Genomic DNA, 16,808 nt, shown 5'->3' with positions numbered 1-16,808 from the left:
GGCAAATGCGTAAGTCCTAATACTCAGTAAAGTCTGTTTTTTGCGTTCGCGTAGCGGCTCGTACCGAGCATCGCTTTTAGCGTGACCATTCGCGTAGCGTGGCCTAAAGGCCAAGGTCAATCGCAAAGTGCCCCAGAATGCGATCGCATAAGCGCGGAAGCTGAGGCCTTTGGGCCACGCTTTGCGAACGCTTCATCGCGTAGCGTGACAATCATGTCAATCGCTTCCCAACAGAATTCCGTAACTTATATACTACTTATTGAAATACGTAATCTGGGATAAACCTTTACCAAGATGACTCATGTCTGTCTATAGCAACGGGAACAGCGGATCTGGGAACAGCGGATCTGGGAGCAGGGAACAGGGAACAAAAATTCTCACAATTCATTTATGCTCTCAATATCCTTCTCTTGATGCATCGCTATTGCCTATTGCCTCTTGCCTCTTGCCTATTGCCTCTTGCCTCTTGCCTATTGCCTCTTGCCTATTGCCTCTTGCCTCTTGCCTATTGCCTATTGCCTCTTGCCTCTTGCCTCTTGCCTTAAAACCATAAGCAATCTCCCTCAAACCTTGCTGACAATTGCCCTATATTTACCTATTCACAACTCTCACAGAGATTGATATAGTTACCCTTGTCAGCAACTTTTAATCAAAAGGAGGATTAGAGCGATTCATGAAGTACTGCAAGTACTTTCTACACCTGGCAGCCTTTCTACTAGCACTAACTATTCTAGTGTTGCCTCTGCCAGCCCAAGCCCAAAGCGCTGCCACCATTAAAGCTACCTTTGCAAACACTGATTTAAGCGGTCAGGATTTATCCGGTCAAGACTTCCATAACGCTGTTTTTAGCAGTGTCAATTTACAGTCAGCCAACTTGAGCAATGTTAACTTTAAGGGTGCGAACATTACCAAAGTTAATTTCACTAATGCTAATCTACAGGGAGCAGATTTTAGCTATGCATTCATTAATGTATGTAACTTCAAGGGAGCAAATATTACCGGCGCTGACTTCACCTTTGCAATTTTGGATTCTAAGCAATACCGGGAGCTATGCAAAAATGCTTCTGCTACTAATCCCATAACTGATACTGGTGTTGATACTCGCTACTCTTTAGGATGTTATTGAAACTAATTTAAGTATTCAGCGGTCAGCGGTCAGCAGTCAGCGGTCAGCGGTCAGCCTTCAGCGGTCAGCCTTCAGTGGTCAGTGGTCAGTGGTCAGTGGTCAGTGGTCAGCCGTTGGCCTTTGCCTGTAAGTTAAAAGCTAATAGCACCTCAAGTAGCGTGCGCGTAGCGCTAATCGCTGATAGCTAATAGCACCTCAAGTAGCGTGCGCGTAGCGCTAATCGCTGAATGCTGATAGCTGAATGCTGATAGCTGATAGCTGATAGCTGAAAGCGCTAATCGCTGAATGCTGATAACTGAAAGCTGAAAGCTGATAGCTGAATGCTGAAAGCTAGATAGCTGAAAGCTGATAGCTGAATACTGAAAGCTGATANCTGATANCTGATAGCTGACCTTAATTCTCTTCTANATATAAACGGTAAAACAATTATTCATCTCGGAAAGGATGATCATCTGCAACATGATGAATAATACCTCGATTAATCAGTATCTGTCCAACAGTCACTGCGTCTTCCCGAGTAGAATTACACCGTTTTACCAACCAATCTACGGCTTCTGACCCCACAAAACAGCATCCATAGCTATTGAGACGATAGCGACGGTCTTTAATTTCCAACCCTCCTGGTTGACGCATTTCCTCGACCAAGGTTTCAATGTCCAGTGTTACCATATCCTCTTGCAAAGGAGCGGTAGGGTAAGAGTCTAGATCTACCTCATCCATCGGCTCTAGGAAACCTGAAACTAAGGAATCCTGGGTGGGCGGCTCAGACTGATACCCATTAGGAATATAGAGTTGGTTTTCTGGCGGTTTTGGCTGACGCTCCCCCAGCCAAGCCATGAGCAATTTCTCTAACTGAGGCGATCGCACATGGAGGTCCCGTTGAGGAAATGGTATATGGATATCATAGCGACGCAGACTTTTCTCAATCCGGTAGTTGAGGTCACTCTTGATTTTAGGCTGTCGCTTGGGGTCTCCAGTCCAGACCAACAGCTCAAACTTGAGGGAACTCTCACCAAATTCCTGAAACCAAACTTGGGGATAGGGCCTCAGTAACACTTCCGGGTGACTCTTGGCAGCTGCCAAGAGTGCCTTCTTGACCTGCTCCACATCAGAGCCATAAGCCACTCCTACTGGAATCTTGAGCCGGGAAATCGGGTTACCGTGACTCCAGTTAATTACCTCAGTTTCTAAAAAGCGGGCATTGGGCACAATTATTGTGACTTTATCCAACGTGCAAATTTCTGTACTGCGGGAACCAATTTGCTGCACAGTTCCCACTAAATCGTTTACCTTAATAAAATCCCCCTGTTGAATCGGTCGCTCTAGGGTGATAATTAAGCCACTGATAAAGTTGTTAGCAATATTTTGCACACCAAAGCCAATCCCCACCCCTAAGACACTAGCAAAAATGGTTAGGGAACTCAAATCCAACCCAGAACTTTGGAGTATGATAATCATGCCCAAAAACGTCAGGACATACTGGGTCAGGAGAGCAATCACGTCTTGCACCCCTGAATCAGCGCCAGTTTTACCCAAGATGTAATGCCTGAATAGCCTGGTGAGGGCACTAACCCCAAACCATAGCACAACGGTTAATACCACCAACAGCAGCACTTGGATCGCAGAATATTTGCTTTCTCCCGGACCAATTACAGGAGACTTGAGGAAGTTTAACAGTTCATAACGCCAACTGCGAACTTGGGGAAATAGATCACTAATAGTTAAGATAACTGTAGTCCACAGGATAACCTGTAAACCTAACAGGGCTGCCCCGAGAAATAATTTGGCTGGGTCGTGCCAAGGGAAAAAAGGAGAAGCGGGATTCCCTAGCCAGGAGGTCAGTTTCCGCAAGGCAAATTGCCTGAACAAGCGTAACAGCAAGTACAACAGGATTAACAACACCAGCACTATGCTTGTAAACCTTACTGCCTGACGACTATAATCTGGCATGCGCTGTTGTTTGCCCTGCCGGATTGCCCTTTCAATCAGCTTCTCCCATTTCTCGGCTTGCTCAAGAGGATCAGTATCAGGAATTTGATCTGCCTTGGTAATCGTGACTATAATGCGCTCGGTAAACTTGGTACGAAGAATCCCCTCGTTTTGCCCGACATATTCAATGTCCACATATTCAGGTTTTTGTAGAGATTTCACCTCCTTTGCTAACCGCTGATTGATCAGCTCGGCTCGCTCAGTAGCGCTAAAGTTGCCAGCGTTGCCCACTTGAAACAACTCAATACCATCCACCACCACAGGAGCTTTCTCCTTACCATTTGCCAAGAATTCCTGTGCTAAGGTAGAGGCTGGTAATAGGGTGAGCAGTAGGGTAAGTACACCTAGCAACACCAATCCCAAGCAACGCCGAAGCCTAGCTCTTGGGAAAGGGTTAATGGAAAATCGAACATTTAGAAGAGATTCCATAGGTTACGTTCTATTTAGCTCTCATTTTCCATAACTATTGAATCTCATGGCTAAAGTTGAGGTAACTAGTTGAGGTAACTAACTGTTGTGGACTACCCGTTCTAAATTTGTAGAGGAATCGTTTTTCTCATCTTGCATTCCCGGTTTTAACCCCTCCAGCAGACCGCTGACCACGAACCAAGTGCCGACTCCCATTATTAACAGTACCACTAAGCCAATCAACCAAACCACAGGTTTATTCTTGGGCAGAGAGTTGGTGACACTTTTCTCACCTAATAGACTCGTCTGGTCAAAGTTCTGTGCAGTGGCGTTGAGATCATTTTCCCGTTTCAAGGTCGCTGTAATTTTGTACGGACCAATCCGCAGGGTGTCCTTGCTTGAGAAAGGTTGAATACCAGAGCGAATCTTCCGCCCGTTAATAAACGTACCGTTGGCGCTGCGGTCAGTAATATAGAGTTGGGTATTAGCCACTGTGATCAGGGCGTGATACCGGGAAATTTCCTTGTCAAGAAGTACCAGATGAGACACAGATTGACCTGCTAAGTGTTCTGGCAAATGGTCATTTTCTCGACCAACAGCAATTGGCGGTCTCAGAACAGGTTTCTTTAACTCGCCCGTTTCTGGGTCTTCCCAGGTCAATTGAATATAAATCGGTTCAGCCAAGATTTCACTCCTTGTAACTGGAACATCGTGGATCAGTGCGGGTGCATCTCATCTTTGAAAATGTTCTGTAGGGTGCGTTAGGGGAGCTCGCCCTAATTTTCAGCCTCAACGCCCGGGTTAGGTTGCTGCCCGTAACGCACCATCGGGTCAAACAACAAAAGTGAGATGCACCTATCAGTGCTGAGTAGGTCAGTGGTGAGTGCTGAGTTTTGCTTAGCACATGAAAAAGTTTTTGTCAACCATACCCACCGATGCTCAGGGGATGATAACAAGGGTGAAAATTAGATAGGGTGTCCGGTGTAGGGTTTTGGGTAGGTCGTGGGGAGGAGCCAGTTCCTCCTGACGGGGTGACAAGAAGGCTAAACCCCATTGAGACCATGCTGTCAGCATCTCGTTAAACTGAGATAAATTAATCTTGAAGCACTGATTTTAACTATGCCTGATTTTTTGCCCATTGCTTACTTTCAGAACAAGTTTGTCCCTTTCGCTGACGCCAAAATTTCCATTGCTACCCATGCCTTGCACTACGGCACGGGAGCTTTTGGCGGATTACGCTGTCTCCCTGACCCAGAAAACCCACAGCAATGTTTACTGTTTCGGTTAGACCGCCATTGCCAACGCCTAAGTAATAGTGCCCGGTTATTACACTACAATTTACCTCCTGATAAAATCGAGACTATTATCGTTGAGTTTATCAAACAAAATAAACCAACTACATCGTTTTATATCCGCCCTTTTGTCTATACCTCAGATTTAGGAATTTCCCCGAGACTGCATAATATTGAAAAAGACTTTTTTGTTTATGGATTAGAATTAGGAGATTATTTATCTCCTGAGGGAGTTAGCTGTCGGATTAGTTCATGGTATCGACAACAAGACCAAAGTTTACCCTTGAGAGGTAAAATTAGTGGAGCTTATATTACCTCTTCCTTGGCGAAAAGCGAAGCAGTAGAGTCTGGCTTTGATGAAGCCATTATGATGAATTCTGAGGGAAAAGTATCGGAAGCTTCTGGGATGAATATCTTTCTGGTCAGAAATGGGCAGTTGATTACCCCTGGATTCGACCAGGATATCCTGGAAGGAATTACTCGGGATAGTATTCTAACCCTTGCTAAAGACATGGGCTTGCCAACTAGACAACGACCAGTGGATAAATCCGAACTATTTATTGCCGATGAAGTATTTCTGAGTGGAACAGCGGCAAAGATCACTCCAGTTAAACGAATCGAAAACTATCACTTATCTCCAAACAGACCAATAACTGAAAAGCTCAAGGATACCCTAGCAGCAATTACCGAAAATCGGGAACCAAAATACAAAGACTGGGTGTATACGGTTAAAATTAATAAATGAACTAAACGTCAGCATTCAGCCGTCAGCGGTCAGTCGTCAGCTTATTTTATTCAAAAGCACCGATCTAGTAGCGTGGCACAGGCTTCGACGCTGGGACTTTCCCCGTAGCGCATTAGCTGATAGCTGATAGCTGATAGCTGATTGCTTAAAATTAAAATTAAACTCCGGCTTATTGAACCTGTAAACCTGTAGCGACTTCTGGGATAGCGAGTAGAATCAAACCTCAACCATGAACAATCAACCGATAAATTCCGCAAACCCCTTAGGCGGTCGCTACAAAATCATCAGCAAGCTGGGAGCAGGTGGCTTTGGTCAAACGTTTCTGGCACAGGACTTGCACTTGCCAGGAACTCCCCAATGTGTGATTAAACAGCTAAAACCCCAGGTGACGGATCCTGAGTGTTTGGAAATTTCCAAACGCCTATTTGAGCGAGAAGCCCAAGTCCTCTACCAGCTGGGTAACCACGATCAGATTCCCCAGTTGCTGGCGCACTTTGAGGAAAATCACGAGTTTTATCTGGCGCAAGAATTTATTGATGGACAACCCCTCAACCAAGAAATCAGTCAGCCTTGGGAATCAAATCGAGTTATTGCTCTGTTGCAAGACATTCTACAAGTCCTAGTATTTGTCCATGAGCAACGTGTGATCCATCGTGATATCAAACCCCCAAACCTAATCCGCCGCCGCAAGGATGGTAGAGTTGTCATGATTGATTTTGGGGCAGTTAAGCAAGCTAGCACCCAGATTATCGATCCCGAAACCGGGCAAACCAAAACCATTGCTATTGGCAGTCATGGCTACACCCCCAAAGAACAGTTCGGTGGCAATCCCCGTTTTAGCAGCGATATCTATGCGGTGGGTATGGTAGGTATCCAGGCATTAACCGGAATTCATCCCAAGTTCCTGAAAGAAAACTCCGAAACAGGGGAAATCAACTGGCGCGATCGCGTCCAAGTTAACATCCAAGTTAACTCAGAATTAGCGGATATCCTGGACTGTATGGTGCGCTATGATTTCCGTGACCGCTATCCGACCGCAGTAGAAGCGTTGGCAGCAGTTCAGAGGCTAACTGCTGCACCAACAATAGCTATGTCTGCTACAGTTCCGGAAGAGACTGTTTCTGTTTCAGCAACATCAGCACAAACCCAGGCCAGATCAGAGATCATCCCAAGATGGTTAATGAAGCCTTGGTTGATGATTACTGTGTTAGCAGGGATGGGTATCAGTATTGCTGTGATCGGTACTAAGACTTTTCTAGTTCCCAAACCTGTCACTCAAACTGACAACATTAGCGATACCGTTGCGGAAACCTCGACCACCACCTCTGAGTCAAAACCTGCAACTCCAGCCGTAGTTAGCAACACCCCTGAAATTACTACTACCAGCTCAGTCCAAAAAACTATTCCCGAATCGGATACCGAATCAGCTGCAAAATCGGCATCCGACCCGGAAACACAACCAAAGGAAACACAACCAACTGCAACAGAATTAAACAGCCAAGGGGATAGCTTGCGGCAAGCAGGAAAGTACCAGCAAGCACTGATGACTTACGAAAAAGCGATTGGCCTATGGCCACGCTACGCGAACGCAAAGGACTCAAATTTAGCAGAAGCTCATTGGGGTCGTTGCTATAGCTTGAATTCCTTGGGCCGTACTCAAGAAGGACTGGCTGCCTGCGATCAAGCCCTTGCCCTTAAACCTGACTACCCCGAAGCATTGTGGAGTAAAGGTGCAGCTATCGAATCCCAAAATACCCCAACCGCCATAACTCTAGCGCTAACTTTATACGAGAAAGCGATCGCAATCAAGCCCGATTTTGCTGACGCCTGGATTAACCGAGGAGTAGCCCTCCATAAACTCGGTCGCTACAGGGAGGCCATAGAAGCATATAATCGGGCAATTAAACTCAATCCTAATTCTGCGGATGCTTGGAGTAATAAAGGGGCAGCCTTATGGGCCAAACGTGAATACGATCAAGCGATCGATTCGATGGAAAAAGCACTTCAAATCCAGCCGAATCACCCCAATGCTAAGAATCTGCGTCAGCAGGCAAGGGAAAAATTAGGCCGTTGATCACTCGGTAAAAATAAATATTCGATAAAGATCAGAGATTTATTTAAATATCTGATAAAGATTTTGGGTTTTGGTCCTAGAAACTGGAAAATCCTCTACTATTAGTTTTAATTACTTTTAATTGCTATTAAGCATTAGACCGGATAGCCCTAGGGATTAAATAGGAAAACCTAACACTTTAGCAAAGGGAACAGCGGATCACCGGAACAGGGAGTAGGGAATATGGCATCAAAATTATCTCAATTCCTACACGGATTGCTATTTCCCCTAATGCTCAAAACTAAATTCACAGAATACTAGGATTGCGCTCACAATCCCTAATTTTAATTAACTAATATTAGTGAAATCATACTACTTAACTAATTTGAATTAACTGTCCATCACCATGAAACTGAATACACCAGCACTTGGAATAAGAGCCAATTTGCTCCAGAAGTGGATGCCGATCGGCTTAATTTTACTAGTCGCTACTGGGTTGTACCTCTATCAACTCGGCACAGAGAGCTTATGGTACGATGAGCTATTTAGCATTAACAAAACCCAGAGTGGGATATCACTGCCTCCGAAGAATCTGACACGTCCCTTTTATTTCATGATTCTCCACATTTGGATGCAGTTTAGCACTAGCACCGTTTGGTTGCGTGGGCTATCTGTAATTTTTGGACTAGGCAGTATCTTCCTAATCTACCTGCTGGGTCGTCGCTTAGCTGGAAAGCCAGTTGGCTTGATTGCCGCCCTCTTACTAACCCTCTCGCCTCTGTTTATCAACCATGCCCAAGAGGTAAGGATGTACACCCTAATCCCCTTCTTAAGTTTAGGGGGTACCTTAGCTCTAGTTCATGCCCTTGAAAATCCCAGGTTTGCTGCCATCAACTGGTGGGCTGTGGCCAGGTTTCTAGCCCTGGTGACTACTCCCGTTAGTGTGACCTTGTTTGTGCCAGATCTGGTATTAATTGGATGGCAGTTCCGTAATCACAAGCGCCGATTATTTGCCTTTGGGATCAGGCTGCTGCTGATTGGGAGTTGTTGGCTTCCTTTGGTATCAGCAGTTAATGAGTCTTCCACTAAATTCCTCAAAGGTTGGGTTACACAGTACCCAAAACCCAACATTATCTTAATTATCTCTGAAGTCACCCACTTGACAGCTTTTTGGCCATTGAGACACTTACTAGGGTCAGGCATCAGTGCCAACGACCTGATGAAACAGCTCAATCAGCAGTCTATCATGGACTGGCTTGTAGAGCATGTGTTAACGTCAAATCTTGTACCTTTGCTATATTACATGGCATATACAGCCATGGCAATCGGCTTGCTTGCGATCGCTCTATTGAGCAGGCACCCCTCAACAAAACTCTGGTGGATTAAAGTGTGGGCATTATTACCTGCCGGATCTATCTTATTGATATCCTATGTTTCCAGTTCCATATGGAAAGCTCGCTATCTACTAATTGTATCCCCCTATTTCTTAATTCTTCTAGCAGCAGGCTTGATGAAAGTTTGGCGTTGGCAACGTCAGGTAGCTGTTTTAGTAACTCTGCTCTACGCTATAGCAGTGGGTAGTGGTCTAGTGCATTACTACACAACCTTGTATCGTGTAGCAGGTGGTGCGCCAACTTGAGATTTTATTTATATAGTTCATTTTGTCTATACATCGTTTACTATTACCATTAATCGGTGGCATCCTGATGGGACTGACACCATCACCAACAGAAGCTTGGCCCCTAGCGTGGATTGCCCTAGTGCCTCTATGGTTCATAGTAGTCAGGGGTCAGAGTATTCGTGGCAATGCTTTATCTGGTCTGATCTGGGGTATCGGTTATCATGGCTTAGCTCTATCTTGGATTACTGGTATTCACCCGATGGACTGGATGGGGGTACCATGGCTAGCTAGTATTGCGATCGCATTATTCTGCTGGATATTCATTACCCTGTGGGGAGCACTCCTAGTAGCTGTCTGGGCCATAGGAATCTCTATAACTCAATCAATTACAGCAAGTTTCGCCCCCCTAGCCCCCCAACTTTGCGGTGCGACCCGTGGCGAATTTAATTCGCCAACGGAAAGCGCACTGGAGGGGGAAATTGAGTTAAAGTCCCCCAGAATTGGGGGATTTAGGGGGCTTGCAGCTAAAGGTAGTGAGGTCAATTCATCTGAAAACCGCTGTAAATTCCCATCCACCAAAGCTACACAACAACGTGATCTAAATCCTGATCTAAATCGTGATCTAAATCTCCCTACCCCCACTCAAAACTATGTTCTTTTAACCTCCTGCTTGCGGGTTCTAATCGGTACAGGCTTGTGGTGTGGCATAGAAACCCTGCGGAGTATGAGTCCCCTGTACTGGTCTTCCTTATCCTATACCCAAAGTCCCCATAACCTGATAATTTTGCACCTCGGTCAATTATCCGGTCCAATAACAGTTACAGCAGCTATTGTCGCCGTCAATGGTTTAATAGCTGAAAGCGCATTAAAGGTTAGTAGTTTTAAAGTTAGCAGGTTGAACGTTGGCAGGTTGAACGTTGAAAGTGATCACAACAACCTACCCTACGGTAACGCCAAGGGCGAACAATATTCGACTCCTAAAAACCTCCAACATTCAACCCTTTTGGGTATAGCGATCGGATTATTAATCAGCTTACATCTGCTGGGATGGTTACTGTATAGTAAACCGATTGAGCAATCAAATGATTCTGCTATTAAAGTCGGTATTATTCAAGGAAACATCCCCAATGAAATTAAACTTTACTCCGCTGGCTGGCAGCGTGCTATAAAAGGTTACACTACTGGATACCAGACATTGGCAGATCAAAAGGTAGACGCAGTGCTAACTCCTGAAACTGCCTTACCTTTTCTTTGGGAAGAACAGGTTCGCACTCGTAGTTCTTTCTACTCAGCAATATTAGATAAAGGGGTATTAGTTTGGGTAGGAGGCTATGGGCAAATCGGGCGTAGCCTTACCAATAGTTTGTTTACTGTCACCGGTACTGGTGAGACCTTCAGCCGTTACGATAAGGTCAAATTAGTGCCCTTAGGAGAATATATTCCTTTTGAAGAATTCCTAGGACGTTTAATTGACCGACTATCCCCTCTTGATTCTCACTTAGCAGCAGGTAAGCCTGACCAATTATTAGAAACACCCTTTGGTCAAGCAGTGGTAGGAATTTGTTATGAGTCAGCTTTTTCCGAGCACTTCCGCTATCAAGCTGCCGCTGGTGGGCAGTTTATTATCACTGCATCAAATAATGCCCATTACAGTAATAGTATGCCTGCCCAGCACCATGCTCAAGATGTAATGCGCTCCATTGAAACAGATAGGTGGACAGTTAGAGCAACCAATACCGGCTATTCCGGTATTGTAGACCCCCATGGCAAAACAGTATGGCTATCGGGGATTAATACCTATGAGTTGCACGCAGATACGATTTATCGACGACAAACTCAGACGTTGTATGTGCGCTGGGGGAATTGGTTGACTCCGGTGTTATTAGGGTTAGGGGGAATTGGTTGGTTGGTGTTGGGTTGGTTTGGAGTTAGTGTTGGGTTGGAGTAGCTCACCCCTGAACCGACTAACCTACCCGACAAGGGACGCCAAAGGCGAACAACCCGACTAACCCTCAACCCTAAATATCACAAAATTCCCGAACTGCTGCCCAAATCAACGCCATCACGTCCCGCAAACCGTGTTCGCGTAGCGGCTCCAAAGGAGCATCGCTCTCCAATTCAACCAATTGCACCCAAGGGCGGGTACTGGCATAATCACGACTCGCCATGATAGGAATCACCTCATCATCGCACCCATGTAGAATCAGGGTAGGTACTTGTCGCCCTAGCTCCAAACCCTCATAATTACGGGCATCTTCTACAAACTGGTAGTGTAAGGGCAGCGAGCACTTTTCTCGGTAATGATAAATATCTAAATATCCCTCGTTCCGCCACTGATAGAGCTGTTCTGCTTCTAATTTGGGCAACCAATGGCCAAGGAAGCCAAATGCTGGTGCTAGTAGAACCAATCTTTTGATTTGTGGATTGTTTTGTGCTAAGTGTGCAGCGGTAAAAGCACCCAAACTAGAGCCGATTAACGTGACTGGTGTTCCATCTAAGGGCAGTAATGCTGCCACTTGACTAATCTGGCGACTTATGGTTAAATGATTAAAATCATCTTGATTAAGGTCAGGAATTGTTAGAAAGACATTTAGGCTAGCAAACCCTTGCTGTAGATACACCGCCTTGGCTGACTCAGGGCTAGAGGCAAAACCGTGTAGATAAATAAATTTCAAAATCCTTGTCCTTTGTGGTTCTCCCTAATCGGATAGAGGGTTTTGGTTGCGGCGCTGTCTCATGAATTGAGCAAACTCGATGCGTTGTTCAGGAGTCATCACCTCTCGCATCTGCAACATACTCTCAAGGTGTAACTCTCCTAGCTGCTGGTTCAATATTTGAACCTGTTGGTATTGAGTGCGGATAGTTTGTGTGTCAGCTGTACCCACCATCAACTCACCTAATTTATGCTTCGCTTGACTCACTTGCTGGCGAAGATCTATAATGGATTCTTCATACTCCAGCTTAATGGCTTTCAGCTGCTGCCTTTGCACCTGGTTAAGATTGAGTTGCCTCATTAACCTACTATGCCTACTCGATTTTGGGTGTTGTTGACCCTCGGGGCTGGGAATCAATTGAGAGGTTACAGGGTTGGAATTAGCTACAGCAGTGCAGCCAGTCAGGGTAACCATGAGAATTGACAAAATATAACCTGGACGTAACAGCATGGAAGTTACCTATAAATGTCTTTAATTTAAAGTTTGTAAGAAATATTGAAGGTTGTTCCCGTAGCGTGGCCGAAAGGCCAAGGTTGAAAGTTGAAAGTTGAAAGTTGAAAGTTGAAAGTTGAAAGTTGAAAGTTGAAGGTGGGTTGAAGGTTGAAGGTTGAAGGTTGAAGGTTGAAGGTTGAAGGTTGAAGGTTGAAGGTTGAAGGTTGAAGGTTGAAGGTTGAAGGTTGAAGGTTGAAGGTTGAAGGTTGAAGGTTGAAGGTGGGTTGAAGGTTGAAGGTGGGTTGAAGGTTGAAGGTGGGTTGAAGCTTGAAGGTGGGTTGAAGCTTGAAGGTGGGTTGAAGGTTGAAGGGAAAAAAAACACTTTTCCCTTGCCATAGCCTAGGCTAGAGCAAACCTTTTGACAGGTCAAACCTTATCCTCTATAGGTGATCCTGAGGTGATGGTTCCTACTATTTCATTTATTGTCCAGTATTGGCTAAGATCATCCAATCAGCTGGTGGAGTATGAATGACATTGCTCATCGATGTCTCTCCCACAACTCCATGCCAATTTTTCTCTAAGAAAGCTTCTAGAGTGGTTAAATTGTGGGTGCGGTAACCACTCCAAGCCATCAGTAAACCAACAGCGATCGCTGAGGGAAGCAACCAAAGCTCTGGTTTACGAGTAGGCGGTGGGGATTTAGCGATCGCATTGATAACTCGTTCCTCCAAGTCAAATGCTGCTGGTGGAGGACTAGGTCGATGTTGGCGCAGAAATGCTTGCCATTGTTGGTCATCAGGTTGAAACTGAGTCATGGCATCTCTCCTTGTTGTTGGATGATATATTTCCGTAGGGAAGTTCGAGCGTGGAAAAGACGAGACTTAACCGTTCCGAGAGCTATGCCCAAAATTTTAGCAACTTCCTTTTGTGGCAAATCCTCTAAATCATGTAGCACCAGCACAGCACGATGGTTCAAGCTCAGCTGTTGCATACCTTGTTGAATAATGTCCTGATAGTGCAACTGCATCAGATCAGGAGTGTAGGAGGATTTGGCATTTTTGAGGGGTAGATCAGCTGTGTCCTCTGGAAGTTGAAGGTTGAAGGCACGTTGCCGTTGCAATTTGCCCCGCTGATCCGATGCCACATTCCAGCAGATGCGGTAAAGCCAGGTGGAGAACTGTGAAGGTTGCCGTAGTTTTGGTAAGCCTTTCCAAACTCGTAGGAACACCTCTTGTACTAAATCATCAAGAGCATAAGCACCACATAGCTGATAGATAGTTGACCTGACGCGCTGCTGATAGCGTCGGTATAGTTGGCGAAAACTCTGCTGGTTCCCCTGTTGGCACTGCAATACCAACTCTGTGTCTGTGCTGGTTGTTTTTGCAGCAGCAGAATCTTCTTTGGAAGCCTGGGCTGATCTGACTGACAACTCTGGGTTCTCCCTCACCGCTTTGTTTTCCGATGTTATTTAGACTCACTGGCCAACAGAATGGTTCAATCTGGTAAAAGTTTAGCCAGAAATGGAGCCAGCGGGGTTAGGCTGACCGTAAGCATTCAGCTATCAGCGTGTCGCGTATCAGCTAATGCCCACGCTACACCGAACAGCCAAAGGCCTGTGGCCACGCTACACCGAACACTTTATGCCCATAGCGCACGCTGTCTTGATCCAAAGCGCGAGTGGGGGAAACCCCCGTGAGGCCACTGCATCGCTACTGTTCGCGCAGCACCTCAAGTAGCGCAATCGGTGTTTTTGAATAAAATAAGCTGACGGCTGATGGCTGACGGCTGATGGCTGACGGCTGACCGGGTTTGGGTTAAGTCAGAAGATAGAAGACTCAACAGCTCTAGGGATTGCTGGTCTTACTGACACAACAATCGGTCGCAAAACCCTACCCCCGTTGGCCCGATACCCGACACCCGGTCAGCCCCTTAACTTTCTTATGTTCACAAGAATCACGGAAAATTTGCATATATTTACCAACTCTTTAATGTCGAGTGACTTTTGATATGATTAAATTTTATTAGTATTTCCATATATAGGTTGCATCTAACCGATGGCAGGGTTGGTAGCTAATTCGCACCAATACCAAAAATTATTTTATTGTGCAATCTACCTAGGGGGAGCCCCTGAAGAACTTATGGAGTCTAGAAGTTCTATAGATCTCGATCTTAGCCAATACAAACTGCTATTGAAACGTCGTTGGCTGCCAGCAGTTGCTATTTTCCTATTTACAGTTATCTCAGCTGCCTGGTCTACCTTGTTTCTCAAGCCTTCCTATGAAGCTGAAGGAAAACTACTGTTTAAGATAGACCGAACCGCTTTCTTGACTGGGTTGGGGGAGGAAATTGACCAGTTACGCCCTCTGGTTGATGCCCAGAACCCTCTGAGTACTGAAGTTGAGGTGATTTACTCCCACCCGCTTCTGCAACAGATCATTGATCAACTCAACCTCACTGATAACGAAGGTCTACCTTTGCAACCGGAAGCCCTCAAAAGAAAGCTCACTGTCAAAATTGTGGGTGGCACCGATGTGGTTAGGCTTTCCTACAAGGGTAAGAACTCAGAAAAAGGGGCTGCGGTGATCAATCAATTAATGAGGCTTTATATAGAGAATCAGATCCTATCCAAAAAGTCGGAAGCAGCAAAAGCCCGTGAGTTTATTACTAACCAACTTCCTCAAAGTGAAGCCAATGTCAGGCAAGCAGAAGCTGCTCTACGGCAATTTAAGGAACGCAATCAGGTTGTATCCCTCACAGAAGAAGCCCGGTCTTTGGTAGCGGTGATGGCTGACTTAGACAGCCAAATTACTACAGTTCAAGCTCAACTTGAAGAAGCCAATGCCCAAGCTGCTGGCTTGAGAAACCAGGTCGGTCTTAATCCCCAGCAAGCAATTGCTATCAGTGCTCTGAGTCAGTCTACTTCAGTACAGGGCGTACTCCAAGAACTGCAAGAGGTTGAGCGGCAATTAGCGGTTTCGAAAAATCGTTACGGTAAAAATCACCCGATCATGATTCGGCTCACCAAGCAGCAACGCTCCCTCAGAGGTCATTTACAACAGCAGATTAATCAAATACTAGGCTCTCAAAGTCTGGCTGGTACTCAGATACAAATTACTCAAGGGCTTTTAGAAGTTGACCAGCTCAAACAAAAACTGATTAACGATTTTATTGAATCAGAAGTCAAACGTCAAAGTTTAGCAGAAGGATTATCAACTCTTGCTAAGGCTAGAATTGCCTATGAACAACGGGTAAATGTTCTTCCTCGGTTGGAGCAAACTCAGCAGCAGCTCGAACAACGAGTCCAAGCTGCCCGCTTGACCTATGAAACCCTGTTGAAAAATCTCAATGAATTAAAGGTCGCAGAAAACCAAGATACCGCTAATGCTCGCATCATTGAGCCAGCAATAGTCCCTAAAAAGCCCTTAGGTGATAAGAAAATAAAGGTGTTGGCTCTAGGGGTGATGTTGGGGGTCACACTGGCCACGACTGCTGTCTTGCTCTTGGAAATGAGAGACCGCTCTATAAAAACTCTCAAAGAAGTCAAGCAGTTGTTAAGATATCCTGTGCTAGGGGTGATTCCAGTTTTCAAGCACAAGAAGCTCTCCCGTCGTCGGGATGACCTATTTTTCGGAGGGGAATTGCCCGTAACAGAGCAGCCTCATTCCATGGTGAGTGAAGTCTACCGAATGATTCAAGCGAATCTGAAATTTCTCAGGTCTGATCACCCACTTAAAGTTATTGTAGTCACTAGCTCCGTTTCCAAGGAAGGCAAATCTACGGTATCAGCAAACTTGGCCGCTGCTATGGCTCAACTGGGGCGTCGGGTTTTGCTGATTGATTCCGATATGCGTCACCCCTGTCAGCATTATATTTGGCAAGTAATGAATGTGGCTGGTTTGAGCCAGGTACTGATTGGTGAAGTGCCTCTAGAGCTTGCCATCTGTAAAGCCATGGAAAATCTTGATGTTCTCACCGCTGGGGTAATGCCTCCTAATCCTTTGGCACTCCTGGATTCAAAGCAAATGGCTTCCCTGATTCAGGAATGTTCAACCCAATATGACTTTGTGATTATTGATGCCCCACCCTTACTTCTGACTGCTGATGCCCTTTGCTTAAGTCCAATGACTGATGGCATGTTGTTGGTGGCTCGACCAGGTGTGCTGGATTTCGCTAATGCTAATGTGGCTAAACAAATGTTAGATAGTTCCGGTCAGACGGTTTTGGGTTTGGTGGCTAATGGTGTCATTCAAAAAGATGAATCCATTGGTTACTTTTACCAGTCACAGGAATACTTCCATTATGGCTCAGTAAGAAGATTGGTACAGCGTCAAGCCCAGACTAAAAAAACCTCGAATGTTTCCCGGAGATGATTCAAAACTATGAATTATGAATACTCCCTATTCCCTAGACAAAAAAACACTATAAATT

Annotated in this window: 14 protein-coding genes; 7 read left to right on the top strand and 7 right to left on the bottom strand. The window is 45.4% G+C overall.

Annotation, left to right across the window (positions count from 1 at the left end; all coding sequences use genetic code 11):
- The first annotated feature begins 301 nt into the window (after positions 1-301).
- Together LYNGBM3L_RS42775 and LYNGBM3L_RS04280 are read left to right on the top strand one after the other, a co-directional pair.
- Positions 302-553 (top strand): hypothetical protein, encoded by a 252-nt coding sequence (locus tag LYNGBM3L_RS42775; RefSeq protein WP_154659672.1) that lies wholly within the window; start codon positions 302-304, stop codon positions 551-553.
- A gap of 120 nt (positions 554-673) precedes the next feature.
- The gene (locus LYNGBM3L_RS04280) at positions 674-1,126 is read left to right on the top strand and encodes a pentapeptide repeat-containing protein (RefSeq protein WP_008179508.1); all 453 of its coding nucleotides are present in this window, start codon (positions 674-676) and stop codon (positions 1,124-1,126) included.
- Between the two features lie 426 nt (positions 1,127-1,552).
- Here LYNGBM3L_RS04280 and LYNGBM3L_RS04275 read toward each other — a convergent pair whose 3' ends face one another.
- Both LYNGBM3L_RS04275 and LYNGBM3L_RS04270 read right to left on the bottom strand, forming a co-directional pair.
- Complete coding sequence (locus tag LYNGBM3L_RS04275) at positions 1,553-3,544, bottom strand: mechanosensitive ion channel domain-containing protein (RefSeq protein ID WP_081431843.1); 1,992 nt, start codon at positions 3,542-3,544, stop codon at positions 1,553-1,555.
- Between the two features lie 78 nt (positions 3,545-3,622).
- Positions 3,623-4,207: an FHA domain-containing protein gene (locus LYNGBM3L_RS04270; RefSeq protein WP_008179504.1), complete on the bottom strand. Its 585-nt coding sequence runs from the start codon at positions 4,205-4,207 to the stop codon at positions 3,623-3,625.
- A 435-nt stretch (positions 4,208-4,642) separates the two neighbouring features.
- Here LYNGBM3L_RS04270 and LYNGBM3L_RS04265 point away from each other — a divergent pair, with 435 nt between their 5' ends.
- From LYNGBM3L_RS04265 to lnt, 4 genes are all read left to right on the top strand, one after another.
- Positions 4,643-5,560 (top strand): branched-chain amino acid transaminase, encoded by a 918-nt coding sequence (locus tag LYNGBM3L_RS04265; RefSeq protein ID WP_008179497.1) that lies wholly within the window; start codon positions 4,643-4,645, stop codon positions 5,558-5,560.
- Positions 5,561-5,789: 229 nt separating this feature from the next.
- Positions 5,790-7,634: a tetratricopeptide repeat protein gene (locus tag LYNGBM3L_RS04260; RefSeq protein WP_008179495.1), complete on the top strand. Its 1,845-nt coding sequence runs from the start codon at positions 5,790-5,792 to the stop codon at positions 7,632-7,634.
- 385 nt (positions 7,635-8,019) lie between these two features.
- Complete coding sequence (locus LYNGBM3L_RS04255; protein ID WP_008179494.1) at positions 8,020-9,252, top strand: glycosyltransferase family 39 protein; 1,233 nt, start codon at positions 8,020-8,022, stop codon at positions 9,250-9,252.
- 67 nt (positions 9,253-9,319) lie between these two features.
- On the top strand, positions 9,320-11,182 hold the full coding sequence (gene lnt / locus LYNGBM3L_RS04250; RefSeq protein WP_008179492.1) for an apolipoprotein N-acyltransferase: 1,863 nt from the start codon (positions 9,320-9,322) through the stop codon (positions 11,180-11,182).
- Positions 11,183-11,252: 70 nt separating this feature from the next.
- Here lnt and LYNGBM3L_RS04245 read toward each other — a convergent pair whose 3' ends face one another.
- From LYNGBM3L_RS04245 to LYNGBM3L_RS04225, 5 genes are all read right to left on the bottom strand, one after another.
- The gene (locus tag LYNGBM3L_RS04245) at positions 11,253-11,909 is read right to left on the bottom strand and encodes a YqiA/YcfP family alpha/beta fold hydrolase (protein WP_008179490.1); all 657 of its coding nucleotides are present in this window, start codon (positions 11,907-11,909) and stop codon (positions 11,253-11,255) included.
- A gap of 24 nt (positions 11,910-11,933) precedes the next feature.
- Positions 11,934-12,398 carry a Spy/CpxP family protein refolding chaperone gene (locus LYNGBM3L_RS04240; protein WP_008179488.1) on the bottom strand — a complete coding sequence of 155 codons (465 nt, stop codon included), beginning with the start codon at positions 12,396-12,398 and terminating at the stop codon, positions 11,934-11,936.
- 21 nt (positions 12,399-12,419) lie between these two features.
- Entirely contained in the window at positions 12,420-12,776 is a 357-nt protein-coding gene (locus LYNGBM3L_RS42770) for a hypothetical protein (protein WP_008179486.1), read from the bottom strand.
- 83 nt (positions 12,777-12,859) lie between these two features.
- Positions 12,860-13,195 carry a hypothetical protein gene (locus LYNGBM3L_RS33620; protein WP_008179484.1) on the bottom strand — a complete coding sequence of 112 codons (336 nt, stop codon included), beginning with the start codon at positions 13,193-13,195 and terminating at the stop codon, positions 12,860-12,862.
- Positions 13,192-13,809 carry a sigma-70 family RNA polymerase sigma factor gene (locus LYNGBM3L_RS04225; RefSeq protein WP_044492254.1) on the bottom strand — a complete coding sequence of 206 codons (618 nt, stop codon included), beginning with the start codon at positions 13,807-13,809 and terminating at the stop codon, positions 13,192-13,194. Before LYNGBM3L_RS04225 ends, LYNGBM3L_RS33620 begins: the two co-directional genes overlap by 4 nt.
- Before the next feature lie 760 nt (positions 13,810-14,569).
- Between LYNGBM3L_RS04225 and LYNGBM3L_RS04220 the strand changes: the two genes are divergently transcribed.
- Positions 14,570-16,750, top strand: coding sequence for a GumC family protein (locus LYNGBM3L_RS04220; protein WP_229414294.1), 2,181 nt, complete (start codon positions 14,570-14,572; stop codon positions 16,748-16,750).
- The last annotated feature ends 58 nt before the right edge of the window (positions 16,751-16,808 follow it).

Source organism: Moorena producens 3L (genome assembly GCF_000211815.1).
In the GTDB taxonomy this organism is placed as follows: Bacteria; Cyanobacteriota; Cyanobacteriia; order Cyanobacteriales; family Coleofasciculaceae; genus Moorena; species Moorena producens.
The sequence above is the reverse complement of the archived record's forward strand: the minus strand, read 5'-3'. Positions and strand labels throughout refer to the sequence as shown.

Bases quoted from the DNA above. Each gene is read 5' to 3' on its own strand.
- LYNGBM3L_RS42775 (WP_154659672.1), top strand. From the start codon at position 302: ATGTCTGTCTATAGCAACGGGAACAGCGGATCTGGGAACAGCGGATCT.
- LYNGBM3L_RS04280 (WP_008179508.1), top strand. From the start codon at position 674: ATGAAGTACTGCAAGTACTTTCTACACCTGGCAGCCTTTCTACTAGCA.
- LYNGBM3L_RS04275 (WP_081431843.1), bottom strand. From the start codon at position 3,544: ATGGAATCTCTTCTAAATGTTCGATTTTCCATTAACCCTTTCCCAAGA.
- LYNGBM3L_RS04265 (WP_008179497.1), top strand. From the start codon at position 4,643: ATGCCTGATTTTTTGCCCATTGCTTACTTTCAGAACAAGTTTGTCCCT.
- LYNGBM3L_RS04260 (WP_008179495.1), top strand. From the start codon at position 5,790: ATGAACAATCAACCGATAAATTCCGCAAACCCCTTAGGCGGTCGCTAC.
- LYNGBM3L_RS04255 (WP_008179494.1), top strand. From the start codon at position 8,020: ATGAAACTGAATACACCAGCACTTGGAATAAGAGCCAATTTGCTCCAG.
- lnt (WP_008179492.1), top strand. From the start codon at position 9,320: ATGGGACTGACACCATCACCAACAGAAGCTTGGCCCCTAGCGTGGATT.
- LYNGBM3L_RS04240 (WP_008179488.1), bottom strand. From the start codon at position 12,398: ATGCTGTTACGTCCAGGTTATATTTTGTCAATTCTCATGGTTACCCTG.
- LYNGBM3L_RS42770 (WP_008179486.1), bottom strand. From the start codon at position 12,776: ATGGCAAGGGAAAAGTGTTTTTTTTCCCTTCAACCTTCAACCCACCTT.
- LYNGBM3L_RS33620 (WP_008179484.1), bottom strand. From the start codon at position 13,195: ATGACTCAGTTTCAACCTGATGACCAACAATGGCAAGCATTTCTGCGC.